23 protein-coding genes are annotated in these 26,565 nt (G+C 67.5%); 11 read left to right on the top strand and 12 right to left on the bottom strand.

Annotated features, from left to right (window positions below; genetic code table 11):
* Positions 1–33 precede the first annotated feature (33 nt).
* Genes D0B54_RS23950 through D0B54_RS25340 form a run of 3 tightly spaced genes read left to right on the top strand, consistent with a single transcriptional unit; the run spans position 34 to position 1,332 of the window.
* Positions 34–339, top strand: a complete 306-nt coding sequence (locus D0B54_RS23950) for a hypothetical protein (RefSeq protein ID WP_117294884.1) — start codon at positions 34–36, stop codon at positions 337–339.
* A complete protein-coding gene (locus D0B54_RS23945) occupies positions 339–710 on the top strand; it encodes a hypothetical protein (protein ID WP_117294882.1) in 372 nt (123 codons plus the stop codon). Before D0B54_RS23950 ends, D0B54_RS23945 begins: the two co-directional genes overlap by 1 nt.
* The gene (locus D0B54_RS25340; protein ID WP_117294880.1) at positions 700–1,332 is read left to right on the top strand and encodes a hypothetical protein; all 633 of its coding nucleotides are present in this window, start codon (positions 700–702) and stop codon (positions 1,330–1,332) included. The genes D0B54_RS23945 and D0B54_RS25340 overlap by 11 nt, the downstream gene beginning before the upstream one ends.
* A 221-nt stretch (positions 1,333–1,553) precedes the next feature.
* Here the strand turns inward: D0B54_RS25340 and D0B54_RS23935 are convergent, their stop codons facing one another.
* From D0B54_RS23935 to D0B54_RS23925, 3 genes are read right to left on the bottom strand one after another with little or no spacing between them, the layout of a single operon-like run.
* Entirely contained in the window at positions 1,554–2,144 is a 591-nt protein-coding gene (locus tag D0B54_RS23935) for a YceI family protein (protein ID WP_117295499.1), read from the bottom strand.
* Positions 2,145–2,170: 26 nt separating this feature from the next.
* Entirely contained in the window at positions 2,171–2,725 is a 555-nt protein-coding gene (locus D0B54_RS23930; RefSeq protein ID WP_117294878.1) for a YceI family protein, read from the bottom strand.
* On the bottom strand, positions 2,722–3,294 hold the full coding sequence (locus tag D0B54_RS23925) for a cytochrome b (RefSeq protein WP_240433508.1): 573 nt from the start codon (positions 3,292–3,294) through the stop codon (positions 2,722–2,724). The genes D0B54_RS23930 and D0B54_RS23925 overlap by 4 nt, the downstream gene beginning before the upstream one ends.
* A gap of 230 nt (positions 3,295–3,524) precedes the next feature.
* On the opposite strand from D0B54_RS23925, the gene D0B54_RS23920 reads away from it, so the two are divergent.
* From D0B54_RS23920 to D0B54_RS23910, 3 genes are all read left to right on the top strand, one after another.
* Positions 3,525–3,863: a hypothetical protein gene (locus D0B54_RS23920; protein WP_117294874.1), complete on the top strand. Its 339-nt coding sequence runs from the start codon at positions 3,525–3,527 to the stop codon at positions 3,861–3,863.
* Between the two features lie 113 nt (positions 3,864–3,976).
* The gene (locus tag D0B54_RS23915; protein ID WP_162932675.1) at positions 3,977–5,032 is read left to right on the top strand and encodes a hypothetical protein; all 1,056 of its coding nucleotides are present in this window, start codon (positions 3,977–3,979) and stop codon (positions 5,030–5,032) included.
* 148 nt (positions 5,033–5,180) lie between these two features.
* Entirely contained in the window at positions 5,181–6,215 is a 1,035-nt protein-coding gene (locus D0B54_RS23910) for a hypothetical protein (protein ID WP_117294870.1), read from the top strand.
* 53 nt (positions 6,216–6,268) lie between these two features.
* On the opposite strand, the gene D0B54_RS23905 is transcribed toward D0B54_RS23910, so the two are convergent.
* Entirely contained in the window at positions 6,269–8,305 is a 2,037-nt protein-coding gene (locus D0B54_RS23905; protein ID WP_117295497.1) for a M13 family metallopeptidase, read from the bottom strand.
* A 148-nt stretch (positions 8,306–8,453) separates the two neighbouring features.
* On the opposite strand from D0B54_RS23905, the gene msrB reads away from it, so the two are divergent.
* The 3 genes from msrB to D0B54_RS23890 all read left to right on the top strand — a co-directional run bounded on the left by msrB (position 8,454) and on the right by D0B54_RS23890 (position 9,883).
* Entirely contained in the window at positions 8,454–8,855 is a 402-nt protein-coding gene (gene msrB / locus D0B54_RS23900; RefSeq protein WP_117294868.1) for a peptide-methionine (R)-S-oxide reductase MsrB, read from the top strand.
* A gap of 27 nt (positions 8,856–8,882) precedes the next feature.
* The gene (locus D0B54_RS23895) at positions 8,883–9,080 is read left to right on the top strand and encodes a hypothetical protein (protein ID WP_117294866.1); all 198 of its coding nucleotides are present in this window, start codon (positions 8,883–8,885) and stop codon (positions 9,078–9,080) included.
* A gap of 119 nt (positions 9,081–9,199) precedes the next feature.
* Positions 9,200–9,883 carry a type 1 glutamine amidotransferase gene (locus tag D0B54_RS23890; RefSeq protein ID WP_117294864.1) on the top strand — a complete coding sequence of 228 codons (684 nt, stop codon included), beginning with the start codon at positions 9,200–9,202 and terminating at the stop codon, positions 9,881–9,883.
* Positions 9,884–9,898: 15 nt separating this feature from the next.
* Here D0B54_RS23890 and D0B54_RS23885 read toward each other — a convergent pair whose 3' ends face one another.
* The 7 genes from D0B54_RS23885 to D0B54_RS23855 all read right to left on the bottom strand — a co-directional run bounded on the left by D0B54_RS23885 (position 9,899) and on the right by D0B54_RS23855 (position 19,432).
* A complete protein-coding gene (locus D0B54_RS23885) occupies positions 9,899–10,084 on the bottom strand; it encodes a hypothetical protein (RefSeq protein ID WP_117294863.1) in 186 nt (61 codons plus the stop codon).
* A 147-nt stretch (positions 10,085–10,231) separates the two neighbouring features.
* The gene (locus D0B54_RS23880) at positions 10,232–11,407 is read right to left on the bottom strand and encodes a patatin-like phospholipase family protein (RefSeq protein WP_240433507.1); all 1,176 of its coding nucleotides are present in this window, start codon (positions 11,405–11,407) and stop codon (positions 10,232–10,234) included.
* A gap of 303 nt (positions 11,408–11,710) precedes the next feature.
* Positions 11,711–12,847: a glycosyltransferase family protein gene (locus D0B54_RS23875; protein WP_117294859.1), complete on the bottom strand. Its 1,137-nt coding sequence runs from the start codon at positions 12,845–12,847 to the stop codon at positions 11,711–11,713.
* Between the two features lie 214 nt (positions 12,848–13,061).
* The gene (locus D0B54_RS23870; protein WP_162932674.1) at positions 13,062–14,729 is read right to left on the bottom strand and encodes a thiol-activated cytolysin family protein; all 1,668 of its coding nucleotides are present in this window, start codon (positions 14,727–14,729) and stop codon (positions 13,062–13,064) included.
* Between the two features lie 322 nt (positions 14,730–15,051).
* The gene (locus tag D0B54_RS23865) at positions 15,052–17,154 is read right to left on the bottom strand and encodes a prolyl oligopeptidase family serine peptidase (RefSeq protein WP_117294855.1); all 2,103 of its coding nucleotides are present in this window, start codon (positions 17,152–17,154) and stop codon (positions 15,052–15,054) included.
* Between the two features lie 79 nt (positions 17,155–17,233).
* The gene (locus D0B54_RS23860; RefSeq protein WP_162932673.1) at positions 17,234–18,304 is read right to left on the bottom strand and encodes an AraC family transcriptional regulator; all 1,071 of its coding nucleotides are present in this window, start codon (positions 18,302–18,304) and stop codon (positions 17,234–17,236) included.
* A 75-nt stretch (positions 18,305–18,379) separates the two neighbouring features.
* On the bottom strand, positions 18,380–19,432 hold the full coding sequence (locus tag D0B54_RS23855; RefSeq protein WP_117294851.1) for an AraC family transcriptional regulator: 1,053 nt from the start codon (positions 19,430–19,432) through the stop codon (positions 18,380–18,382).
* Positions 19,433–19,740: 308 nt separating this feature from the next.
* On the opposite strand from D0B54_RS23855, the gene D0B54_RS23850 reads away from it, so the two are divergent.
* Positions 19,741–22,536, top strand: a complete 2,796-nt coding sequence (locus D0B54_RS23850; RefSeq protein WP_117294849.1) for a hypothetical protein — start codon at positions 19,741–19,743, stop codon at positions 22,534–22,536.
* 88 nt (positions 22,537–22,624) lie between these two features.
* On the opposite strand, the gene D0B54_RS23845 is transcribed toward D0B54_RS23850, so the two are convergent.
* The gene (locus tag D0B54_RS23845) at positions 22,625–23,635 is read right to left on the bottom strand and encodes an AraC family transcriptional regulator (protein WP_162932672.1); all 1,011 of its coding nucleotides are present in this window, start codon (positions 23,633–23,635) and stop codon (positions 22,625–22,627) included.
* Positions 23,636–23,901: 266 nt separating this feature from the next.
* Here D0B54_RS23845 and D0B54_RS23840 point away from each other — a divergent pair, with 266 nt between their 5' ends.
* A complete protein-coding gene (locus D0B54_RS23840; RefSeq protein ID WP_117294845.1) occupies positions 23,902–26,526 on the top strand; it encodes a hypothetical protein in 2,625 nt (874 codons plus the stop codon).
* Positions 26,527–26,565 lie beyond the last annotated feature (39 nt).

The following is a 26,565-nucleotide window of genomic DNA, read 5'->3' as shown; positions in this document are numbered from 1 at the left end:
TGGTGTCCATACCATTGTTCCGGGGGAACGCCCATGCGTCGGATCGTATTGCTGACCGGCCTGCTGGCCGCCAGCGCCCAGCTCGCGGCCTGCGCCCAGCCCATGAACCAGCCTGAGTCCTCTGCCAGCGCGCCGGTCGCCGGCAAGGTGACCGACACGGCCGCCTTCGAGCGCTACATCGCCACGCGTCCCAGCGCCGAGCAGTTCCGCACGCACTATCCGGATGTCCGGCTGGTGCTGCCGGGCGACATCGCCACCAAGGAACTGCGCCACGACAACAGCCGCTACTTTGCCGAGACCGATTCCTCCGGCCGCATCACCGGCGGCCGCTTCCAGTAATGACTACCTTCGTCACCGTGCTGCTGCTGTTCAACGTGCTGCTGTCGGCCTTGCTGGCCCTGCTGTTCCTGCGCCTGTGGCGCGTGCAGCAACGCATGCATGGCCGCCTGCACCAGCTGGCGCCGAACCTGGCCGGCGATCCGGCGCGCAATTTCGAGCTGGTCAGCGCCGCGCGCCCCAGCCTGATCTCGATCGAGATCCTCAATCCGATGGAACTGGCCGCCAAGGAGTCCTGGGTGGCCGGGGCGCTGGGCAGCGTCACGCCGACGCTGGTGCGGCGCCTGGTCTACCAGCGCGCGGCACAGATGGTGCGCGAGGAACTGAAGGGACACGGGGTGACGGCGGAGGTGCGGCAGCACCATGCCCCTTGAGCTCGCCATCAGCCTGCTGGGCAGCGCAGTGCTCTGCGGGGTGCTGGCGGGAACCCTGCGGTTGCACGAGCAGGCGATGGAACTGAGGCACCAGCTGCGCCGCGTCGAGGCCTGGCACAGCGACTTCGGCTACACCAGCCGCGCGCTGGGGACCCTGGCGCAGGTGCAGAAGCTGGCGGAGAGCGGCGTCGGCATCGGCACCGACACGGTGCGCGGCATCCACCATGGCATCGCCAGCATTCCCTTCGGCATCCTCGAGGCGATCCCGGCGACGCGCGACACCACGCGCATCGTGCGCGCGATCCACGACCAGACCGCCGACACGGTCTACGGCGCCATCGGCCTGGTCAACCGCATGCTGGGCAAGGGTCTGCGCCGCGGCATGGGTGTGGACCCGTCGAAGGAAGAACCCTATCGCGGCATGATCAGCGACGCCGAGATGGTGGACTTCCGCCACTTCATCGACACCCGACCCGACCCGGCGGAGTTCCGCCTGCGCTACCCGGACGTGGTGCTGGTGGTGCCGGGCGACATCGTCACCGCTGACTATCGCGCGGACCGCAGCCGGTTTCATGCGCTGGTGGATGAGGGTGGGCGCATCAGCGGTGGTGAATTCAGGTGAGGATGCGAATAAACCTACTGCGCCGCCCGATCTTGCATCTCCGGTGCTCGCCGTACTTCAGTACGGCTCTGCTCCTCGATGCAACCTCGGGCATGCTCGCTACGGTTTCTTCGCATCCTCGGATCGCGCGCTAAGAAAACAAAAAAAGAGCCGACTTGCGCCGGCTCTCGGGAAAAGCACGGCTGCAGGGATTCAGCCATGCTGGGGGGACTGAAAAAGGCTTAGCGCTTGCCGGCCGGCGCGTCCTTCTGCTGGTGCGCCTCGACCTCGATCTTGAGCTTCACTTCCTCGCCGACGTTGGGCGAGTACTTGCTGATGCCCCAGTCGGAGCGCTTGATCGTGGTTTGCAGGTTGGCGCCGCAGGCCCAGACGCCGGCCAGGGGGTGCTGCTTGCAGGTGAAATCGTCCACGTCCAGCGTCACCGGCCTGGTCACGCCGTGCAGGGTGAGATTACCGGTGACTTCGTCGAGCTTGTCGCCGTCGAACTTCAGCTGGGTCGACTTGAACGTGATGGTCGGATACTTCTTCGCGTCGAAGAAATCCTCGTTCTTCAGGTGCTCGTCGAGCTTGGCGACGCCGGTGGAGATGGAGTTCACGTCGATCGTTGCCTCGACGCTACCGGTCTTCCTGGCGGTGTCGAGCGTCACCGTGCCCTCGGTCTTGTCGAAGCGGCCGCGGAAGGTGGAGAAGCCCAGGTGGCTGATCTCGAAGGTCGGGAAGGTATGCGTGGGGTCGAGCTTGTAGCTGGAGTCGGCGGCCTGTGCGCTCAGCGTGGCGGCGGACAGCAGGACGGCGGCGGCGAGGGTTTTCATCATGGGGCTCCTTGGGGGATGGGGGATCAGCGCGCCGGGGCGAGCATGAGCTTGAACTTGACCGGCACTTCGTTGGCGACCAGGTCGCCCTCGTTCCATTCGCCGCCGCCGATGCCGAAGTCGGTGCGGCGGATCGAGATCTGGCCGCTGAGCAGCGTGGCGCCGCCGGCCTGCTCGGTGGCCGTGAACGGCACGGTGATCTCGCGCGGCCTGCCCTTGATCGTCAGCAGGCCCTTGGCCTCGTACTTGCCGGCACCGAGCGCACGCACCGAGCTGCTCTTGAACAGGGCCTTGGGAAAGCCGGCCTTGTCCAGCCAGGCGCGCTCCAACGCGGTGCTGTCGGCCTCGTCGCTGCCGGCGTCGACGCTGGCGATGTCCACCGTGATCGCGGCGCTGGAGGTTTCGGGTTTGGCGGCGTCGAAGGCAAGCTGCGCCTCGAAGCGCTTGAAGCGGCCGTCCACCGCCACGCCCATCTGCTTGACGCTGAAGGTGATTTCGCTGCGCGTGGGGTCGAGCGTGCGCGGTGCGGCCTGGGCAGTGAGTGTGGACAGGGACAGCAGGGCGGCGAGCAGCAGTTTCATTGCGGGTCTCCTTTGGCGCGCGGCTTGAGGCCGGGCAGCATTCGCGCGAGCACATCGTCGCGGTCCAGAAAGTGGTGCTTCAAGGCGGCGGCCACGTGCAGCGCCACCAGGAACAGCAGGACCGTGGTCAGGGTCTCGTGGACGCTTTCCAGCAGCTTGCCCAGCTCACGGTCGCGGCCGATCAGGTCGGGGATCGGCAACACGCCCAGGTACACGGTCTGGAAGCCCTTGGCCGAACTCATCAGCCAGCCCGACAGCGGGATCGCCAGCAGCAGCCCATACAGGCCCCAGTGGCTCAGGTGCGCGCCGATGCGTTCCCAGCGCGGCATCGCCGCCGGCAATGCCGGGGCTTTCGCCCACTGGCGCCAGAGGATGCGCAGCAGTGCCAGGCCGAACACGGTCACGCCGATCCATTTGTGGTACGAGAACAGCTTCAGGCGGGTGGGCGACAGCTTCATGTCGGACATGATCCAGCCCAGCGCGAAGGCGCCGACCAGCAGCAGCAGCGTCAGCCAATGCCCCAGCTGGGCGGGGACGCCATAGCGTTGCGGCAGGGGTTGCTGGGCCAAGGTCCTCTCCTTCGAGTGCAGCGATGCTAGTCCTGCTCCGACCATTCAAAAAAGCAAAATGTTCTGAACGAAATGTTCAACGGGCCCGAATATTGCCTATCGGCTGCCCTGCAAGATGACCGCTGACAGCGGCGTCAGTTCGCACCCCGACAGCGGCGGCTGGCCCGTCCTACAGGGACCATCGCCCGCCGCTGGCTGTGCCCAAGGGGGCCGGCGCGGACAATGGCCATATGTCGCACTTGCCCGCCATGGCCCCCCACGCCGAACTCAGCGCCTGGATCGAATCCCGGGAAGAATTGCTGAGCAGCGCCCTGCTGGGCGGCGAGCCGGGACTTTGCGCGGTGTTCCTGAGCTGCGACGACCAGGGCGACTACCTGCTGCGGCTCTGCGACGGCGCCGACGACCGCTGGATGACCTGGCGCGAACAGCGCCGCCTGCGCTCCGGCTTCGGCCGCAGCTATGCCGAGGCCATCGCCAACGCCGCCCTGACGCGGCTGGAGCGTGGCGGCTGGCAGCTGGAATGGATGGCGCGCACCGCGCCGGCAGCCCTCCCCGCACTGGCGGCCTGAAACCCGGCATAGGTTTTGCCAAGTTTTTGCCAGGGTTGACCGTTCCTGCGACAGCTGTTGAGCTATGCGCACGGACCAGAGGTCCAAACCCCCCAATCAGCTCAAGGATGATCATGACCAAGCACGTTTCATGGGCCCTGGCAGGCGCGTCCCTTTTCGCGCTGGCGGCCTGCGGTGGCGGCGGCAGCGACGGCGACGGCGGCCGCGAGGAGTTCTCCCTTTCGAGCAAGAGCGGCGCCCTGCGCGAGCTGGCGCTGGCCGGCCTGGTGCTCGGCGAGGTGCCCGACGCTGCGCCTGCCGCGGCGGCGGCGCTGGCGGCCAAGAAGGTCGGTGGCGGCAGCGGCTGGGGCAAGGTGCCCCTGCGCGAGGCCCCTGGCAACCGGCCTAAGGTCGCCTGCCCGGTTGGCGGCAGCTACACGGTGGACAGCAGCACCAAGAACCGCAGCTTTCCCTACTTCAGTGTCGGTTCGACGGCGGTGAGCTTCGAGCGCGAAGTCGATTCCAACTGCGACTTCGAGGCCGAAGTGCCGCAGGGCTTTACCGGCCTGAAGCGCTTGAACGGTATCTTCGAGTTCGGCGACACCGCGACGCTGGGCGACGGTTCGCGCATCGGCTACTACATTGATGGCAACTTGAACAGCAACCCGCGAGAGGTATTCTCCGAGCGCCAGGTCGTGCGCTCGATCAACAGCAACGCGATCGTCTTCGAGGAGTTCCGCAACCGGCTCGGCACCGTCGAACAACGCGAAACCTCCGGTGGCGCCATCGACGTGCGTGCGGTTTACGGCTACAGCTACGACTCGCGCGACAGCAGCGGCAGCCGCCCGGTGGACTACTCGTCCTTCGTCCAGCTCGGCAACACCAGCACCAATGCGCCGTTCCGCGGCCTGAGCGACGACGAGGACCTGACACTCAATGGCCTCTATGCCTATGAGACCAGCGAATGCAAAGGCGGCGAGGTCTCGGTCAGCACCGAGGACACGCTCGAACTGCAGACGGTGGGAGATGAACAGTACCCGATCGGCGGTCGCCTGCGCCTGGCTTCGGGCGACAAGTTCGCGGTGTTCACCTTCAACACCGACGGCGGCGCCACCCTGAACCTCAACGGCACGACGCAGACGCTGACGCCGGCCGAGGTGCGCAACGCCATCGACGACCCGGATTGCTGATCCGCAGCAGTGGCAAAAAAAGCCCCGGAGCGATCCGGGGCTTTTTTCATGCATGACGTCGGCGCCTCAAGCTGACAGTCCAGTCAGGTTGCACCGCGTCCGGACCCCTGGTTTGCTTCGCATCGAAGAAAGACAAAGCCGGATTCCCATGATCAAAAAAATCTCGCCCGCGATGGTTGCTGGCAGCGTGGTGCTTCTGTCGGCCTGCGGTGGAGGCGGCGGTGATGGCGGTGATGGCGGTGACGGCGGCTCGGCGCCGGTCCAGCTCGAGAGCAAGGCCGACGCGTTGCGCGAGCTGACCTTTGCCGGCACCGTGATCAACGTGGTGGTGAACAACCTGCCCGACGATGACAACGCCGATACGGCGCGTGCCAAGCGCCACGGCCACGGCAACTGGGGCGTCGTCGATGCGCAGCGGCTGTTCGGGCCGCGGCAGCGCGCCAAGCAGGCCTGCCCGGGTGGGGGCAAATATGTCTATGAATCCAGTACCCGCAATCACAGCTTCGACTACTTCTCCGGCGTGGTCCTGTCGATGGGGGTCACGCGGGAGACCGGTTCGCACTGCCGGATGCCGGGGACCGGCGAGCAGGGCGAGCAGCTGACCACCGAGTACCAGGGCGTCCTCGAAGACGGTCGTAGCGGCACCCTCAACGACGGCTCGCGCTATGGCTACCTGCTCTACGGCGCCGGCAGCGAGCCTTACGACAGGCACTTCGAGGTGCGCGACGGCAACGCGCTGCTGTACCGCGAGGATATGGGCCTGCGCGGCAGGGTGGAGGCACGCATTGCGCAGGACGGTGCCGTCGACTTTCGCACGGTCTATCACTACGACCTGGACGCCAACAGCTATGGCGACAAGTTTTCCGCGGACGTGCGCCTGGGCAGTGGCACGACGGCCTTCCGCCAGTACCGCACGGCCAGCGCGCTGATCATCAGCGGGCCCTACCAGTACCGCATCAGCGGCTGCCAGGGCGGCCTGGTGACCGCCAGCACGCCGCAGGCCATCAGCCTCGGCGAGCAGGGCTACCCGGCCGGCGGCAGCCTGCGCCTGGTCAGTGGCAATAGCAGCGTGCAGTTCGACTTCGACGCCGCTGGCGGGGCCACCCTGGAACTCAACGGCGTGCAGCAGACGCTGACGCCCCAGGAAGTGCGTGCGGCCTTGACCGACTCCGAGCCCTGCTGAGGGCCACAAAAAGCCCCGGAGCGATCCGGGGCTTTTTCCTTTCCTGGACAGGACTACCAGATGCTGACGCGCTGCTCCGGCGGCAGGTAGAGCCTGTCGCCCGGCTTGACGCCGAAGGCCTCGTAGAAGGCCGGCAGGTTCACCACCACGCCGTTGCAGCGGTATTCGTCCGGCGCATGCGGATCGGTCTTGAGGCGCTGCACCAGGTCGGCTTCGCGGTACTTGCGGCGCCAGGACTGCGCCCAGCCCATGAAGAAGCGCTGCTCGCCGCTGATGCCGTCGATCACCGGCGAGGGCTGGCCGGCCAGCGAGGTCTGCCAGGCCTTGTAGGCGATGGCGAGGCCGCCGAGGTCGCCGATGTTCTCGCCGATGGTCAGCTCGCCGTTGACCTTGTGGCCCGGCACCGGCTCGAAGCGGCCGTACTGCTCGATCAGCTTCTTCGTGCGCTGCTCGAAGCGCGCGCGGTCGGCGCGGGTCCACCAGGACTTGAGGTTGCCGTCGCCGTCGAACTTGGAGCCCTGGTCGTCGAAGCCGTGGCCGATCTCGTGGCCGATCACGGCGCCGATGCTGCCGTAGTTCATCGCGTCGTCGGCCTGCATGTCGAAGAACGGCGGCTGCAGGATCGCGGCCGGGAAGACGATCTCGTTCATCGCCGGGTTGTAATAGGCGTTGACCGTCTGCGGCGTCATGAACCATTCGCCGCGGTCGATCGGTTTGCCCAGCTTGGCGGCCTCGCGTTCGTGCTCCACGCGGGCGGAGCGCATGACGTTGCCGAGCAGGTCGTCGGGCTTCACCACCAGCGCCGAGTAGTCCTTCCACTTGTCGGGATAGCCGATCTTGGTGGTGAACTTGGACAGCTTCAGCAGCGCTTTTTCCTTGGTCTGCGGGCTCATCCAGTCGAGCTTGCGGATGCTGTCGCCGTAGGCCGCCAGCAGGGTCTCCACCAGCTTCTGCATGCGCGCCTTGGCTTCCGGCGGGAAGTGGCGCGCGACGTAGATGCGGCCGGTGACCTCGCCCAGCGCGCCCTCGGTGACGTCCACCCCGCGCTTCCAGCGCGGCTTGAGTTTCTGGATGCCGCGCAGCGTGGTGCCGTAGAAGGCGAAGTTCTCGTCGACCAGGTCCTTGGACAGATACGGTGCGAAGTCGCTCAGCAGCTGCCACTTGAGATAGTCGCGCAGCAGCGGCAGCGGCAGCTCGGCCATGGCCTTGTCCCAGGCCTTGTAGAAGCTGGGCTGGCGCACGACGACGCCCGGCGTGGCGCCCAGGCCCTGCTCCGTCAGGTAGGCGCGCATGTCGAAGCGCGGCGTCAGCTTGCGCAGCTGTGCCAGCGTGCGCAGGTTGTAGGTCTTGTCGTCGTCGCGAGACTCCACCTTGGTCCACTGCGCCCGCGCCAGCGTGGTCTCCAGCGCCATGATCTTCTGCGCGGTGGCCTCGGCGTCGGCGATGCCGGCCAGGGTCAGCATCTTCGCGATGTGCGCCACGTACTTCGGGCGGATCTCGGCGAACTTGGCGTCGGCGGACAGGTAGTAGTCGCGGTCCGGCAGGCCGGTGCCGCCCTGCTCGAGGTAGACGATGTAGCGGGTGGAGTCCTTGGCGTCCTGGTCGATCCAGGCGGGGACCGGGCCGGCGCCGATCTTCGACAGCCCGGCCAGCAGTTTCGGCAGCTGCCTGCGGTCCTGCAGCGCGTCGATCTGCGCCAGCGTCGGGCGCAGCGGCGCCAGGCCCAGGCCGTTGACGCGCCGCTCGTCCATGAAGGCGCGGTAGTAGTCGCCGACCTTCTGCGTGTCGCTGCCCGCCGCCGCCTTCTTGTCGGCGGCGGACTCCTCGATGATCTTGCGCAGCAGCACTTCGGCGCGGTCGTCGATCTCGGTGAAGGCGCCGTAGCTGGCCTTGTCCGCGGGGATTTCGGTGCGTGCCATCCAGCCGCCGCTGACCGCGCGGTAGAGGTCGTCCTGGGCGCGGACCTTCCTGTCGAAGTTCTCCGGGTCGATGCCGGAGACCGGGCCCCTGGGGGCTCCCGTGAACAGGGGCAGGCTGCCGCAACCGGCCACCAGCAGGGCGGCGCAGGCGGCCAGGGCGAGACGCTTCATCGGGATCTGCATGAGTTCTGGGTTCTCGGAAAATATGGCCTCAGACCGGCGCCGCGGCCGGAAGTGCCGCGGGGCCGTGACCCCGGGCGGAGGGACGGCGTAGTATGACCCGGCTTGAATTGAAGCCGAGAGCCCTGCAGATAGCGCCATGGAAAAAATCACCAGGACCGACGCCGAATGGCGTGCCGCGTTGACCCCCGAACAGTACCGTGTGACCCGCCAGGGTGGCACCGAGTGCGCCTTCACCGGCGCGCTCTGGGACGACCATCGCGACGGCGTGTTCCACTGCGTTTGCTGCGGCCTGCCGCTGTTCGACTCCAGCAAGAAGTTCGAGTCCGGCACCGGCTGGCCGAGCTTCTTCGACCCCGCCGTGAACGGCGCGGTGGCCAGCCGCGAGGACAACAGCCATTTCATGCGCCGCGTCGAGGTGCTCTGCGCCCGCTGCGACGCCCACCTGGGCCATGTCTTCCCCGACGGCCCCAAGCCGACCGGGCTGCGCTACTGCATCAACTCGGCGGCGCTGGAGTTCAAGGGCCGCGCCAAGGATTAAACTTGGACACAAAGGCAGGACCGGGACATGACGACTCCAGCAAATCTGAAGCAGCAGGCCCATCAGCTGATTGACCAGCTACCTGACAATGCGACCTGGGAAGATGTGGTCTACGAACTCGCCCTGCGGCGCTCGATCGAAAAGGGTCTGGCCCAGGCGGACGCGGGCCTGCTGGTACCTGTAGAAGACTTGCTCAACAGCTTTGGAGTGCCGAAAAGCATCTAGCGCGATCCGTTCATGGTGAGCCTGTCGAACCATGAACGGATTCATCCACCGTATGGTTACCTGCCGCTCACGCTTCGACAGGCTCAGCGCGAACGGCTATTTACCCGAGTTGATGCCCCATGCGCGTCCACTGGCTGCAGCACGCCGACTTCGAGGACCTGGGCTGCATCGCCCCCTGGCTGGCGCAGCGTGGCGACACCGTCAGCTGCACCCGCCTGCAGCAGGGCGAGACGCCGCCTTCCGCCGACAGCTTCGACTGGCTGATCGTGATGGGTGGCCCGATGAACATCTACGAGCACGACGCACATCCCTGGCTGCGTGCGGAGAAGGCGTTGATCCGCCAGGCGGTGAACTCCGGCAAGAAGCTGCTGGGCATCTGCCTGGGCTCGCAGCTGATCGCCGATGTGCTCGGCGGGCCGGTGACGCGCAATGCCCACAGCGAGGTCGGCTGGTTCGACCTGGAGTTGAGCGAGGCCGGGCGCCGCTCGAAGTTCTTCGGCGGCTTTCCGCCACGCTTCACCGCCTTCCACTGGCACGGCGATACCTTCGCCCTGCCGCCGGGCGCACAGACGCTGATGTCCTCCGAGGCCTGCGCCAACCAGGCCTACGAAGTGGACGGCCGCATCGCGGCGATCCAGTTCCACCTGGAGGTGACCGCCGCCAATGCTCGCGAATGGTTCGAGCATGAGCGGCCGGCACCGGCGCGCTACGTGCAGGCGCCGGAGCAGATCATGGCGCAGCTGGATCACTTCGCCGGCAACAACCGCCTGATGCTGCAGCTGCTGCAGGGGTTTGTAGAGTAGACCCCTGCCTGGGGTTCAGCCGAAGTTCGCCCGGCCGAAGAAGCCCAGCACCACCAGCGAGCTGACGCCCACCAGGAAGCCGAACAGCATCAGCACCATGCCGGTGGCCGATCCAAGGTAGAACAGACCGGCCACCATTCCGGCGACGCCGATCAGCAACAGGGTGCAAATGGTCAGGGGGAGTGCAATCTTGTCTAACACGGGGGTAATCCTTTGGCTCAAGGCGAAACAACCCGGTAGGGATGGAGCATGAACCGGGCCAACTTTCTCCCCCGCTGCCCGTGCGCAGCACCCTCTACCGCGGCGGCAGATTAGCGGCATTGCGTTGCAGACAAGTGGATGCAGTTCTCAGTCGGCCAACAAAAAATCTTCGATCTCGTCGATGCGTTGCGCCGCGTCACGATAGCCCAGCGAGATCAGCTCGCGCGTGAACGCGGTGTCGAACAGCAGGTAGCTGGTCAGGTCGGCGCTCTGCGCGTCGGGCGTGCCCAGGCCGTCGAGCACGTAGCGGATGCTGCGCGGCATGCGGTGCGCCAGGGTCTTGGCGATGATGGCGATGTCCGCCGAAGGCGAGATCACCAGCGGCCGCAGGATGCGCATCGGCTCGGACACGCCCTCCTGGACCTTGCCGCGCGCGGCCTGCTGGTAGGCCGCCACCAGTTCGTTCATGCGCTTGAGGTGGTCCAGGTCGGCGTCGAGGTGATCCAGGAAGATCGCGTTCATGAACACGCCGCAGATCTGCGCCAGCGGCGGGCGGTTCAGGCCCGAGATCACGTCGTCGGCGGTGGACAGTTCAGAACGCAGCAGGCTGTCGGCCGATTCCTGGCAGCGCACGCCGATCGCGAACAGGCGCTCGGCGCCGAGGCGGATCGCCGGGCTCAGCGGCGTGGTCAGGCGCAGGGCGCCGTCGCCGAACCAGGCGGTGGAGCCGCCGGCCGACAGCGGCACCGGCGGGAACACGATGGGGATCGAGGCCGAGGCGCGGATGTGGTCCAGCGTCAGTGTCGTCGCCAGCGCCACGCGGCGGCTCTTGTTCCACAGCGGCCGGCCGGGCCGGCCCTGCACGAAGGTGAAGGCCTTGCCGGAGTGGTAGCCGGTGGCGGTGACGGCGATCGCCTCCAGCCCGCCGCGGTCGATCGCCTTGGCGATGTTCTCCAGCGGCAGGTGGCGGCCGAGGAAGGCCTGCAGCGGTGCCGTGTCCACCAGCGCCTGCGTGCGCCCGGCGCCGGTGAGGCCGCCCAGGGCCATGTCCAGCACCAGGTCGGCGGCGCCGCGCGCCAGCGCCGCGGTGTCGGTACGGAACACGTCGGTGACGGTGAGCTGTGCCCACAGCTTGGCCAGCAGTTCGGCGCCCAAGCCGAAGTCGCCGTGATAGGACGCCATCGCGGCACCGTTGATGGCGCCGGCGGAGGCGCCGGTGATGATCGGGAACGGCAGGGGCTTGCCGCGCAGGCGCGGCAGTTCGCTGATGCGCTTGAGCACGCCGGCCTGGTAGGCACCGCGCGCGCCGCCGGCGGTCAGCACCAGCCCGGTGCGGGGGCCAGACCGGGGCTTCGGAGGGCGGGGTGCTTTCTTCTTGGCGGCCGCGCTCATCGCGACCCCCGGATCGGCTGGCGCATCGGTCCTCTCCCCTCGTCCGAGCGGATTCTCGTATGGGGGGAACGACGCAATTCCGGTGCCAAGCGCCGGATCTTGTGCGAACAGAGAAGCTCAGTCCGCAAATGGCCGCAAATGGCCGCAAATAAACGCGAATAAGAAGAATCAGCGATTTGCGTTCATTCGCGTCCATTTGCGGACTGCGTTGTTCTTCTTGCCCCGCGGCCGGGCTCAGGCCGGCTGCTGCAGGACCCTGCCCGCCCGCGGGCGGGCCGCGGCGCGCTTCTTCACGCGGCTTTTGGAGCGGGAGCCACCCAGCTCCTCGATGTACTGGTGCAGCGTGGCGATGGCCTCGGCGCGGCCGTCGCGGGCATGTTCGCCCATGTTGGAGCGGTAGTACTCGTCGTTGCCCATGAAGCGATCGACGTCGCTGGGCGTCAGGCGCTTCATCTCGGCGCGCATGCCCACACCCATGCGTTCGATCATGTAGGCGTTGAGGCGCTGCTCGAAGGCGTCCTCGGGCATGGCCAGGATCGGCTTGCCGAAGTGGATTGCCTCGCCGATCAGGACATTGCCGGCGGTGGACAGCACGGCGCGGCAATGCGCCAGGTCGTGCAGGAACCATTCGTTGCTGGGCGCGCGGAAGTCGAGATTCTCGACCTTGCCGCGATAGGGCGTGCCGTAGATCACCACCGGGTGGTCCAGCAGGCGCAGCGCGCGGTCCACCTGCGGCAGGAACTGGTGCTCGCCCTTGTTGAAGTAGCACAGCAGGTAGTCGCCGCGGGTCGGCTTGGTGCGCAGCGCCTCGTCGCGCAGCATCGGGCCGATCACCTTCACGCCCGGGTACTTGCCCTCGGCGGGATAGAAGCTGGAGATCAGGATGCGCTCGGGAATGCCCATCAGCGAACGGTAGCCGACGGCATCGCGCATGCCGGTGAGCCACAGGTCCGGCGGGAAGTGCGGCTTGCAGTAGGCGATGATGCCGACGTGATCGAAGCTGATGCGCGGAATCTTCAGCTTCTGCGCGGTGCGGTGCGTCCAGGCCTCGGAGTCGGAGATCGCCAGCTCGATGCCACGCTCGCGGAACTCGCGCGCCATCTGCTCCATGCCCAGGCCGCCGAACAGCAGGTCGGTCATCGGCGCGAGGTTTTCGCTGAAGGTGCGCGGCAGCGAGTGGCTGCCGTGCAGGTTGTAGCGGTAGCCGATGGTGGGGATGCGCACCGTCGGGAACAGCGGTGCCAGCACGTCGTAGGCGTCGCCGCCGGCGAAGACGGTGACCTCGTGCTCCTGCATCAGCGCGGGCAGCACGGACATGGTCCGCATCGCATGCCCGCGTCCGTAGCCCATTACGCCATAGGCAATACGCATGGCTTCACTCCGTTCATACAGTGCTCAGGCTAGGCCGTGCCGGTAACCTGCCCGTGACGGTTCTGCGAAGCTTTTGTGACGCCGCGGCGAGAAAGGCGTGAAACCGGCCGGCAGGCCCTGCAAAGCGCAGCATTCCGTGCGTTCCGCCCCCGGTGGCGCAGGCAAAGAAAGGCCCGGGCGGACATCCGTGTCCGCCCGGGCCAGGCAAAACGGTTTACTCGTAGATCGGTTCGATGCGGAAGTTGAACTCGATGCGCGAGTCATCGTGGGTGCACAGCAGCTTCACGTCCTTGCCGCTGCCGACGTCGGCGACGGTGTAGCTCTTGGCCTCGTCGGCGAAGTTGTCGTCGACGTCGCCGAAGCCGTCGTACTCCAGCACGTCGGCGCGGATGCCGATCTTGGCGTTCTTGTCGCCCGGGGTGATCGGGAAGACCAGGTAGTTGGTCGAGAAGTCGCGCACCTCTCCGGTCGCCAGTTCCACCGGATGGTCCTCGTTGCCCTTGCCGAAGGTCCACAGCTCCTTGCCGGCGGCCTTCATCACCTCCTGCATCTGCAGCATCGGCAGGTTGATCTTGGCCTGGTCGACGATGTCCTTGCCCTTGCCGTCCCAGGCACGGATACGCACCAGCAGCTTGGTGTCCTCGGGGTTGCTGTTGCTGTCCTGGTCGTCGCTGCGCAGGCAGCGCACGTTCTTCCAGGTTACCTTGTACTTGGTGGCCAGCGGCGAGCACTGGCGGCTGGTGAACTCGGTCATCATCTTCGTGCCCACCAGCGAGCCGTCCAGGGTGCGCAGGCTGTAGGCGATGGGCACCTCGTCGTTGGCGCCGCCGAAGTAATCGTCGACGCGCCTGCGCAGGTCGGCGAACGTGCTGTTGACCAGCTTGCCGGCGTACTCAGCCTTGCCGCCGATCGCCGCCAGCGTGATCGTGGTGCGGCTGAGCATGCTGCGCTGGTCGGAGCTGAGGCTGCCCTCGCCACCGGCGACCAGCAGGTTGGCGTGCGCCTTGACGTCGATGCCGACGGTCTCCAGGTCTTCGTCGCTCTCGAACATCACCTGCAGCAGGCGGCCGTAGGCCACGTCCTCGACGTAGACCCAGTTCGGATCGATCTTGGCCTCGTCCAGCGCGTCCTTGCTGCTGGGCTGCTCGGCCTTGGTGACGAAGAAGTCGGAGGGCTCGTTGACGGTGTCGTCCACGCCGATCGTGTAGTAGGTCTGCGCCACGTCGATGAAGTACTTGTAGGACTTGCGGTTGGACTTGTAGTCCACCTGGTGCGAGCCGCCGAAGCCCAGGAAGTAGCCCGAACCGCCGGTGCGGATGAACAGGTCCTCCTCCGACAGCACCTCGAAGGAGCTGCCGAAGGTGCGGCTGCCGCCCTGCGCCTTCTGGCTGCCCTTCATGGTGGCGATGGCCTGGCGGATCGTGGACTGCGAGGGATGCGGCACGGTCATCGCCGCCTTGGCGAAGGTCATGCCGTCGACGTTGATCGAGATCGGCTTGCGCGTGTAGGGCAGCGGCTTGTAGCTGCCGTTGGCGATTTCCTTGTAGTCGTAGACCGCGCCCGGATACATGTTGGCGAAGTTCGGATTCAGCACCGCCGCCTCGCGGCTGATGATCTCCATCGAGTAGCTCGCCGTGCTGCAGGCCCAGGCGCCCTGGTTGCCGGTGCCGGAGCTCTTGCGCGACGTACGGCTGGAGGCGGTGGGATTGCGCAGCGCGGTGACGTTGACCGTTCCGCCGTGGGCCAGCTTGACCGGCGCGGCGAACAGTTCGGCGCGCTTGGGAACCTGGAACTTGAACTTGACCTGCGGCCGCAGGCGCGCGGTGGCCCTGAGCAGGGCGGGATTGATGCGGACGGCCTTGACGTTGATTGCTTCCGGCATGGTGACTCTCCTTGGGTACGGCAACGTGATGCGCCGACATCGCAAGGGCCGTTGCGCGACGCTTCGCCGCGGCCGGACGTTGCGCGTTGCCGCCAGCATCCCGATGGAGACGCATGCTCTGCCGCGTCGTCGCCGCAAACGCGGGACGCAGTCACAGTTTCGGAAACTGGTGCCGAAGAAACGGCAGCGAATCACAGTTCGCCCGGCATGGCCGCGAGGCGATCGGCGGCGGCCTGGGACGGAGGTCTCGGAAGCGGGCGCATTGCATGGCGAGAGTGCCGGCACCCGGTGCCCGGCACTCCCGACAAGTCGAGCGCCCGCCTCAGCGCATCAGCTGCCGCCGCAGGAAGGTGTAGGCCAGCGCCTGCATCGTCGCCAGCTGCGCATTGTCCGCCGCGCCGCCATGGCCGCCCTCGATGTTCTCGTAGTACAGCGCCGGGTGCTCCTGCTCCAGCATGCGCGCCATCATCTTGCGGGCGTGGCCCGGGTGGACGCGGTCGTCGCGGGTGGAGGTCATGAACAGCACCGGCGGAAGCTTCGCGTCCTTGCGCAGCGCCTGGTAGGGCGAGAAGCCGCGGATGTAATCCCACTGCGCGGGATCGTCGGGGTCGCCGTACTCGGCCATCCACGAGGCCCCGGCCAGCAGCTTGTGGTAGCGGCGCATGTCCAGCAGCGGCACCTGGCAGACCACCGCGCCGAGCAGCTGCGGATACTGCACCAGCATGTTGCCCACCAGCAGGCCGCCGTTGCTGCCGCCCTGGATGCCCAGGTGCTTCGGCGAGGTGATCCTGCGGGCGACGAGGTCCTGCGCCACCGCGGCGAAGTCCTCGTAGGCGCGCAGGCGGTTCTGCTTCAGCGCGGCCTGGTGCCAGCGCGGGCCGTACTCGCCGCCGCCGCGGATGTTGGCCACCACGTAGACGCCGCCCTGCGTCAGCCAGCCGCGGCCGACACCGGCACTGTAGGCCGGCGTCAGCGACACCTCGAAACCGCCATAGCCGTAGAGCAGCGTCGGGTTGCTGCCGTCCCGCGTCAGCTTCCTGCGCGACACCAGGAAGTAAGGCACCTGGGTGCCGTCGCGGCTGCGGGCGAAGTGCTGCTGCACCTGCAGGCCTTTGGCGTCGAAGAAGGCGGGCGCCGCCTTCAGCGCCTTGGGCTTCTGTCCTATCGCGGCGTGGTACAGCGTGCTCGGCGTGAGGTAGCCGGTGGCGATCATGAAGTAATCGTCGGACTCGTCCGGGTCGACGCCCTCCACCATCACCGTGCCGATGGTCGGGGCGCCGGCCAGCGGCTCGCGCGGCCACGCGCCGTCTGCCGGGGTCAGCACGAACAGCCGGTTCTTGACGTCCTGCAGCACGTTGAGCAGCAAATGGCCGCGGGTCCAGCTGATGCCGGCCAGCGAGCTGTGCGCGTCGGGCTCGAACAGCAGCGTGAACCCGCGCTTGCCGGCCATGAAGGCCTCGAAGCGGATCGCCAGCAGCGAGCCGGCCGTGTAGTCGCGGCCACCGGCGGTCCAGGGCTCGCGCAGCTGCAGCAGCAGCCACTCGCGCGCGATGGTCTTGTCCGCCGAGTTCGGCACGTCCAGCTTCGTCAGCGCGCCGTCGGCACCGCGCAGGTACAGCTCCTCGTTGTAGAAGGCCAGCGAGCGGATCACGTAGTCGCGCTCGTAGCCCGGCGAGTCGTCGTGGCGGGCGGCGATGTAGAGATCGGAGCCTTTACCCTCGTAGACGATCGTCGCATCGCTCATCGGCGTGCCGCGGCGCCATTGCTTGACCACGCGCGGGTAGCCGGACTCGGTCAGCGAGCCGGGGCCGAAGTCGCTGTAGACATAGACGTTGTCGCGGTCGATCCAGGACAGCGCGCCCTTGGCCTCGGGCCGCTGGAAGCCGTCGGCGACGAAGCCCTTGGTGACCAGGCTGAACTCGCGAGTCACGTCGGCGTCGCTGCCGCCGCGCGACAGGGCCACCAGGCAACGCTCCCAGGACTGGCCGGGCGCGGGGCGCAGGCACTCGGCGCCATGCCAGACCCAGTTCTCGTTCTCGGCGCGGTTCAGTGCGTCCAGGTCCAGCAGGGTTTCCCAGCGCGGCCGGGCCCTGCGGTATTCCGCCGGCGTGGTGCGGCGCCAGATGCCGCGCGGATGGGCGGCGTCCTTCCAGAAGTTGTACCAGTGGCCGCCCATCTGGTGGACGTCGGGAATGCGGGCGTCGGAATCCAGGATCGCCAGCAGGTCGCGGCGCAGCGGCGCATAGGACGGGTCGGCCTGCAGTTCGCCCAGGCTGTGCGCGTTCTGCCCGCGCACCCAGTCCAGCGCCCGCTCGCCGCCGACATCCTCGAGCCAGAGGTAGGGGTCGTCGCTCAAGGCGGGCTCCTGCGCGGAGCAAACACAGGTGAAGCCGGCCAGCAGGCCGGCGGCAAGGACACGGAGCATGGCGACACCGGTGGCAGGAACATGCCCCGATCATCCCATGGTTCAGGGGCCGCGCTCATCCGCGCGGGCGCGGTGCGGCTTACTGGGTGCGCTGCTGCCGCCGCATCTCGGTGCGGAAGGCGCCCGGCGTGTTACCCACCCACTTGCGGAAGGCGCGGGTGAAATTGGCCGAGCTGCTGTAGCCGACGCGGTTGGCGATCTCCTCCACGCTCAGCGTCGGGTTCTCCAGCAGGCGCACCGCCTCGCGGTGGCGCACCTCGTCGAGCAGCTGCTGGAAGTTGGCGCCCTGCTGCTGCAGGCGGCGCTTGAGCGTGCGCGAGGAGGTGCAGAGCCGCTCGGCCACTTCGTCCAGGCCGGGGTACTCGCCGGGCTTGCTGAGCAGGGCGGCACGCACCCGCGTCAGGCAGTCGCCCGAGGGCTGCAGCAGGCTCAGTTCGCGTTCGCATTGCGCCAGGATCTGCGGCGCGGTCACGGGGTTGGAGGTCGTCAAGGGTTTGTCCAGCAGCGCCGCGGGGCAGCGCAGTTCATTCACCCCGGTGCCGAAGCGCACCGGCGGCAGTTGGTCGCGATACATCGCGTAGTAGGCCGGCTCCGGCCATTCGAACCAGATCTCGAATTGCGGCTGGATGCCGCCGAAGCTCTGCACCAGCGTGTGCCACCAGCTCACCAGGCTCATCTCGATGACGCTCTGGCGCACGCTGCCGTAGGGCACGCATTCGATCAGCTGCAGCACCGCCTGGCCCCGGTCCGCGTAGTGGCGCATGCCGCAGGCCACGGTGGTCAGCGGATGGAAGCGCGAGCCGAACTCGAAGGCCTCGCGCACCGTCGCGCGGCTCAGCAGGCCGTAGCCGAAGATGCCGTGCGAGGTCAGGTTGTTGCGCATGCCGAACTCGTAGCCGATGCCGGGCTGGCCGGTGAGCTTGAGCGTGCGTGCGATCAGCCGGCCCCACTGGCGCAGCGTGATGCGTCCCTCGGGCTTGTGCAGCAGCGCCGCGCTGATGCCGATGCCCTCGAGCAGCAGCTCGCGGTCGATGCCACGGTTCGCCGCGAGCTGCAGCGTCAGCAGCCCGTAAGCGTTGTGCACCGTCGGAAGCGAGAGCGTGTCCACCGTCATGGCGGCGAACATATCGCGCGGGTTTGCCGTGGACAATGCGGTTTCGACGCTTGGCCCGATAAGAAATGTACATTGGCACGTTATGCCAACGGGCCCGCGGCAAAGCGGCCTTCAGGCAGGGACCAGCGCGGCATCCATCGGCAGTTCCGCGCCGCGATGGCGCCATGCGCCCGGCGTGGTGCCGGTCCACTTGCGGAAGGCGCGCGTGAAGTTCGCCGAGCTGCTGTAGCCGAGACGGTCGGCGATCTCCTCGATGCTCAGGCCGTGGCCGTCGAGCAGGCGCAGGGCGTCGCGGTGGCGCGCTTCGTCGAGCAGCTGCTGGTAGCTGCGGCCATGCTCCTGCAGGCGCCGCTTGAGCGTGCGCGTGGACATGAACAGGCCCTGCGACAGCGTGGTCAGATCGGGGTAGCTGCCGATGCGCGTGGCCAGTGCCGCGCGCACCCGTGCCAGCAGGTCGTTGGACAGTCCCAGCAGCGACAGCTCGCGCTCGCACTGCCGCGCCAGCAGCTGCGCCGTCAGCGCGTTGCCGGTGCGGATCGGCAGGTTCGCGTACTTGCGCGGCACGCGGATATGGAAGGCCGGCATCGAGAAGCGCAGTCGTGCCGGCAGCTGGTCGCGGTAGCGCTCGAAATGCGGCGGCTCCGGCCAGGGGAACCACAGCTCCAGGTCGTTCCCGAAGGGAATCTCCAGCTGCTGCGCCATGCGCGCGAAGCACACCAGGAACATGTCGAAGCCGTACTGGTACAGCGGGCCGAAGGGAATCGCCTCCGACACCTCGATGACCGCGTCGGTCGCATCCTCGGACAGCCGCACGCTGTAGCAGGGCGTGCACAGCTGCACGAAGCGGATGGCGAACTCCACGACTTCGCGCAGCGTCGGCTGGCTCATCAGCCCGTAGCCGAAGAAGCCGTGTGCGGTGAGGTTGCAGCGCAGCGCGAATTCGTAGCCCAGCGAGGGATCGCCGGTCTCTTCCAGCGCGCGGTAGATGATCTGGGTGTACTGCAGCAGCGACAAACGCGTCTCGGCCTGCTCGAAGACGGCCGGCGAGATCGGCAGGCCCCGCAGCAGCCGCGCGCGGCTGACGCCGCGTTCCTCGGCCTGCTGCATCGTCAGCAGGACGTAGGTCAGCGGGATGGTTCTGTTATGGAGGACCTCGTGTTTCATGCTGGCCAAACTAGTACCCCCCGCAACAGGCCTCAATAGGCTTTGGCCCTTTGGCCCCCTTCGATAAGCAGATTGGCACCTTTTGCCAAGCGGATGGCGTCTACGGTCGCGGAAACAGGCGCTTAAACGCCGGAAAGGCCAGCGAAAAGGCCTTTGCGGCGTCGCTGCGGCCTTATCTGACAAGCAAATTGGCGCAGCCTGCGCTGGCCCCAGTGGAGTATCGAAACGATAGTTCGCATCAGCCAGGAACCCTGCCGGTTCCAGCCATGTGCGAGATGGGGAGAGAGGGAATGCGGCAATACAGGAACATGAAAGCGCTGCTGGCCATGGCCGCGTCGCTGCTGCTGTCGGCCTGCGGCAGCTACAGCGGCAGCAGCGATCCGGTGGCGGGCGGCGGCAACGGCGGCGGCAATCCCGGGGGCGGTGGCGCCGCCAAGGACGAGCAGAGCCATTTCTCCTCCAACGTCGCCCCGACGCTGGACTTCTGCCGCACTTGCCATGTGCCGGGCGGCGTCGCCGACACGGCCGAGGGCAAGCGCTTCATGCTGTCCTCCGACAAGTCGAAGGACTACCCGCTGCTCAAGGCCAGCTGGACCGCGCTGGGCAGGGGCGTGGAAAACAACCTGATCCTGCAGAACGCCTCGGGCCAGCACACGCACAGCGGCGGCGCGCCCTGGCCGGTGGGCAGCCCCGGCTACACCAACATGAAGATCCTGCTGGGCTGCTGGGACAATCCCGGCGCCTGCGCCGCGCTGCTGGGCGGCGGCGTGGGCGGCGGCGGTCCGTTGCTGCCGCTGCTGGGCAGCGCCGACGAAACCGGGCATCGCTTCTGGGCCACGAAGTTCTGCGAGGGCAAGCCGGACTCCACGCCGGTGAGCTGGGACGACGATCCGCGCCACCTGCTGCAGGTCGACGGCCCGATCTTCAAGAACGGGAACTCGGCGGTCTGGGTCAACGATCCCTGGGAGAACTGCCATACCGAGGCCCTGTTCGAGAACCAGGCACGCGCCAACGCCATCCTGGTCGCCAAGGGCGAGGCGCCGCGCCACACCGCCAAGCGCAACCCGACCACCTGCGGCGAGTTCCGCCAGCGCGCGGCGCACGGCTTCGACTTCATCGCCCGCCATCCCACCACCGGCGACGCCGGCGCCATTCCGGCCAGCATCTACGGCAACGTCTGGAAGCAATGGGGCCTGGCCGAACGCCCCAGCGACTTCGACGCGCAGCTGGTGGAGCGCTACGGCTTCGCACCCTCGCCGATCCCCAACCCCTACCCGATCGACGACGAGGAGAAGGCGCAGCTGAGCGCCAGCTTCGGCGGCACGGGCAAGCTGCCGCTGGGCTGGTCGCAGGGCAGGACCGAGGACGGCAAGTACAGCGGCAACCTCGGCATCAACTGCTTCATCTGCCATGCCGGCCGCATCGGCAGCGGCGAGGCGGTGGGCTATGCCGGCGAAGTGCAGGCCGACCCGGCGCTGATCTCCGCCTACGGCAAGAACCCCTCGGGCAGCTTCATGGGCTCGCCCAACAGCCTCCAGGACTTCGGGCTGCAGATCAACGAACTGCTGCGTACCGGCCTGCTCGGCAAGTCGCAGTTCCCGCCCTTCATCGGCCTGCCGGTCAACGTCAACACCACGCGCGGCACGCACGCGGCGGACGACGACATCGTCATCCTCTACATGCTGCGCGACGTCGACACGCTGGACCACGCCTTCACGCCGATCTACCTGGCGCGCGACGTGTTCTGGCTCACCGCCTTCGGCGGCAGCACCGGCGACCAGGACTCCCCGGCCTGGTGGTGGACGCACAACAAGGCCCGCTACCTGTGGTTCGGAGCGCATTCCAGCGACGGCAGCCGCGGCGACATGTACTTCGGTGCCGGCGCCAACCTGCAGGGCGGCCACTGGAACCAGGCGCGCGAAGGCGACTTCGACGACGTGCGCCTGTGGCATGACTCGGTGGAAGGGCCCAAGTACCCCTATGGCTTCTGCAGCGGCAGCAGCGGTGCGCGCCAGTCCGGCGACCCGGCCGGCTGCATCGACCGGCCGCTGGCCGAGCAGGGCGCGATCCTGTTCCACAACAAGGACCTCTGGGCCGAGGGCATGAACGAGAACCGTCCGGCGCCGGAAGGCGGCAACGGCTCCTGCGCCGGCTGCCACGGTGCCTACTCGCCGCGCTATGCCAATGATCCGAACTACCTGCCGCATCCGAAGCTGGTCGGCATGGCCAGCTACACCGTGCCGCTGGACATCATCGGCACCGACCGCAAGCAGGCCGAGAACTGGACCAGCACCGTGCGCGGCGCCGTCTCCACGATCTGGAACTCGTATCCCGACGCGGTGGAAGGCTACAGGATGCCGGAGGAGAAGCTGCCGGGCATGGAGGCCATGGACGACCTGATCATGATCCCCGGCAACATCAAGGCCGGCGGCCTGGCGCTGCAGCTGCAGACCCTGGTGGGCAGTCTCAACATCCCGGGCCTGCGCGAGGCGCTGCAGCCGGTGGTGTCGCTGCTGCAACTGATCCCGGGCCTGCCGCTGGACGACTTCGTCGGGCGCATCCGCGGCGCCTGCTCGTTCCAGACCGAGATCATCGGCTACACCGCGCCGCCGCTGCACAGCGTCTGGGCCAGTGCGCCGTACTTCCACAACGGCTCGGTGCCCAATGTCTGGGAAGTGCTCAAGCCGTCGGACCGCAAGCAGATGTGGAAGCGCCGGGAAACGCCGGAAGGCACCACCAGCGGCGTGGACCGCGGCTTCGACCCGAACCTGGGCCGCGCGCTGGACTTCCAGAACCTCGGCTGGAAGTACGACGAGGTGAAGTGCGGCGACACCGGCATCCGCGGCATCCCGTTCTACCAGTGCCAGCCGGAGTACACGATCCTCTGGAAGAACAACCCGCTCAAGGGCATCCTCGACCTGATCCAGGGCTCCGTCGCCTGGGACATCAACTTCGAGATTCCCGCCGTGGGCCAGTGGCAGGTGGAGACGCGCAAGATCCAGAACACCCTGCTCTACGGCAAGGGCAACCAGGGCCATGAGTTCACCGAGGAACTGACGGACGACGAGCGCAGGGCGCTGGTGGAGTACTTGAAGACGCTGTAGAGGATTCCTTTGTGGGAGCGGCCTTGGCCGCGATCTTGGGAAAAAAAAGCCAAAAGATCGCGGCTAAAGCCGCTCCCACGGGTTCTCTTCAGACCCCCGCGCGCACCGTGCTCGGCGGAGCCCCCGTCACGCGCCGGAAGGCCCGCGAGAAGTTCGCCGCGTCGGAGTAGCCCAGCCGCGTCGCGATCTGCTCCACCGACAGCGCCGTCTCCTTCAGCAGGCGTGTGGCGTCGCGCTGGCGCGCCTCGTCGAGCAGGCGCTTGTAGCTGAAGCCCTGGTCGTGCAGGCGGCGCTTGAGCGTGCGCGCCGACACGTGCAGCCCGCTGGCCAGCGTCTCCAGGTCCGGGTAGCTTTGCTGGCCGTTGACCAGCAGCGCGCGCACGCGGCCGACGAAGTCCTCCGGCACCGCGATGCGCGAGGACTCCTGCTCGCAGTGGCCGCGCACCAGCTGTGCCGTCACCGCGTTGGCGGTGGCCAGCGGCTGGTCCAGGTTGCCGGCGGCAAAGCGGATCTGGTTGGCGCCCATGCCGAAACGCGCCAACGGCAGGCGGTCGCGGTAGCGGGCGAAGTGCGGCGGTTCCTCGCACTTGAACCATAGTTCCGTGGCCAGGCCGGGCAGCTGCTGGCGCAGCATCATCGCCGTGGCCGACAGGTGCATGTCCACCGCGTACTGGTGCAGCGGGCCGTACTGCACGGTTTCGGAGAGATCGATCACCGCGCTGCCGTCCTCTTCGAAGCTGCGCAGGCTGAAGCCGGGCGACATCAGGCGCGGCGCGAAGCGCAGCGTGAACTGCAGGGCTTCGCGCAGCGTCGCCTGGCATAGCGCGCCGTAGCTGATCAGGCCGTGGGTGGTGAGCGTGGTGCGCAGGCCGAATTCCAGCCCCAGGCCGGTCTCTCCGGTCAGCCGCAGCAGGCGCGCGCAAAGCCGGCCGTACTGCAGGAAGGGCACGCGGCCGTCCGGCTGCGCCAGCTGCAGCGTGCCGATGCCCAGGTCCTTCAGCAGGACTTCGTGGGAGATGCCGCGCTCCGTCCCCAGTTGCAGCGACAGCTGCACGTAGGCGATGCCGATGGTGGGCTTGGACAGGTCTTCCGTCTTCATGCCCCGACCATAGGCGGCCCGTAAGGACAGCTCAATACGCCAGAGGGCCTTGGCCCGCATCGACAAGCAAATTGGCGCAATCCGCTAACAAACAGGCGGGGTTGCGCCCTGCCGGCGCTTCTCCTGCGCTGGCCCGAAGCGAATGGCCCGCAATGACATCCCTATCGTCATCTGCGGCTATGGCCGCACTCCCGGGCCCGGACGGATAGTGAACCCAGCCAGGAGTCCGCCCGGACTCCAGCCATGAGCGTATGGGAGAGAGCTTCATGTTTCAGTACAAAAAGGGCATCGCCACGACGATGCTGATGGCGGCGGCGGCACTGACCGCCTGCGGCAGCGACTACAGCGGCGGCACCGTCGGCAGCGATGGCGGCAGCAGCCCCGGCGGCGGCGGCACCGCGGCCAAGGACGACCAGGGCCACTTCAGCGCCAACGTCGCGCCCGGCATGGACTTCTGCCGCACCTGCCATGTGCAGGGTGGCGTCGCCGACACCGACGAGGGCCGGCGCTTCATGCTGTCCTCCGACAAGTCGCGGGATTACGCGCTGCTCAAGGCCAGCTGGGCCGCACTGGGCCGTGGCGTGGAGAGCAGCCTGATCCTGCAGAACGCTTCCGGTGAGCACGTACACAGCGGCGGCTCGCCCTGGCCCAAGGGCAGCACGCCCTACAACAACATGAAGATCCTGCTCGGCTGCTGGGACAGCCCGGCCTCCTGCGCCGGCCTGCTCGGCGGGGCCATCGGTGGCGGCAACACCAGCCTGCCGCCGCTGCTGGGCGATCTGGCCGCCAATGGCGGCCGCAACTACGCCGCGCAGTTCTGCGAGGGCAAGGCTGCCGCCACGCCGCTGCCGCAGGACCCGCGCGAGCTGATCAGCGGCGACAACCTCGACAACCCCGACTACGCCGTCTGGTACAACGACGAATTCGAGATCTGCGAAACCCCGGCGCTGTTCGAGAACCAGCGCAAGCAGAACGAGATCCTCGTGTCCAAGGGCATGAAGCCGATCTACTCCGCCAAGCCGCGGCCCCAAACCTGCGGCGAATGGAGCGCGGCGGTGGAGCGCGGCCGCAAGTACATCATGCACAACGCCATCACCGGCAAGGTGCTGACGCGCCAGTCGCTCTACAACCTGATCGACTATCTCGGCTACGAAATCCCCACCGATCCCGCCGCCGCCAGCGCACTGCTCGCCAAGGTGGCCTACCAGCGCTATGGCTGGCCCAGGCACGTCTACAACAATCCCTTCCCGCTGCCCGGCGAAGACCCCAACGCGACCAATGGCGGCAGCCTGCAGCTGCCGCTGGCGATCGTGCAGATGAAGGACGACGCCGGCAAATGGACCGGCAACCTCGGTGTCACCTGCTATGCCTGCCACGTCGGCCAGATCGGCAAGGGCGAAGTGATCGGCAACAGCGCCAGGCGCGACGGCCACCCCGAGCTGTACGGCGGCGGCCCCGACGGCACCTTCGTCAGCGTCAACGGCAGCAACACCGACACCGGCCTGGCGCTGGCCGACATCGAGCGTGCCAACGGCACCGTCGGCCCCAATGCCTTCGGCGCCAACCTCGACACCCCGGGCTACATGGCCAACCGCACCCGCGGCAGCAACGCCGCCGACCAGGAAATCGTCAACGTGCTGATCGGCCGTAACCTGGAGACGCTGGACTTCCGCAACCCGCTGCTGCGCGCCGACGTGCTCGGCAAGCTGATTCCCTCGGCCCCGCTCACCGGCGGCGACCAGGACATGCCCACCTGGTGGTGGACGCACAACAAGACGCGCTACCTGTGGGTGGGCTTCGGCAGTGCCGGCAGCTCGCGCGGCAACTTCTTCCCGTCCTCCACCAACAACGAGAACGGCCACTGGAGCAAGGCGCGCGAAGGTGATTACCAGGACCTGGACATGTGGCTCAACGCGGTCGAGGCGCCGAAGTTCGTCGGCCCGGCGGTGAGCACCGCGCTGGCCGAGCAGGGTGCCATCCTGTTCCACAACAAGGACCTCTGGGCGGACGGCGCCAACAGCGACATCCCCAGGCCGCCGGTCGGTAACGGCTCCTGCGCCAGCTGCCACGGCGCCTACTCGCCGCGCTACGGCCAGCAGCCGGGCTACCTGCCGGACGCGCGCCTCACCGGCTACAGCGGCGCCACCGTGCCGATGAACATCATCCGCACCGACGGTGCTCAGTCCAACATGTTCACCGCGCTCAACGGCGCCACCGCCGTGGCGGGCCCCTACGGCGACGGCCTGCTGGCCAAGGCCTGGTTCAGCTACCCGGACGCGGCGCGGGATTTCGTCGCCCCGGAAAGCCGCCCTTACTACGGCACGCCGTTCGGAGACCTGCTGTCCGATCTCGACCCCACCTCGGCGCCGAAAGACCCGGAGCAGAAGTGCAAGCTCGGCACCAAGGGCGGCTACACCGCGCAGCCCCTGCACGGCGTCTGGGCCAGCGCGCCCTACCTGCACAACGGCAGCGTGCCCACCGTATGGGATGTGCTGAAGCCGGACGACCGCCCGGAAATCTGGCTGCGCCAGCAGGCGCCGCTGTCCGAGGCGGGCCCCCAGGGCGAGCGCGGCTTCGACACCGACCTCAAGCGCGCCTACGACTACGACAAGCTCGGCTGGAAGTACGAGCGCATGCGCTGCGACGCCCTCGGCCGCGTGCCCTACCTCGCCTGTTCCTTCGACCAGGCCGTGCCGACCGCGCTGGATTTCATCGTCTTCCCGTTCAAGGTGATGGCGGACTACTTCGCCGCGCCGGGCAAGGACGCGGTCAACGAGCGCGCGGTCTACAACACCAACGGCTACAGCAAGAGCAATTCGGGGCACGACTTCACCAAGGAACTGACGGACCCCGAGCGGCGCGCGCTGATCGAGTATCTGAAGACGTTGTAAGGGCTTTTGCGGCGGGTAATGCAGGAGGGCGGGGATGCG

Origin of the sequence: Solimonas sp. K1W22B-7 (assembly GCF_003428335.1) — a bacterium.
Taxonomy (GTDB): domain Bacteria; phylum Pseudomonadota; class Gammaproteobacteria; order Nevskiales; family Nevskiaceae; genus Solimonas_A.
The sequence above is the reverse complement of the archived record's forward strand: the minus strand, read 5'-3'. Positions and strand labels throughout refer to the sequence as shown.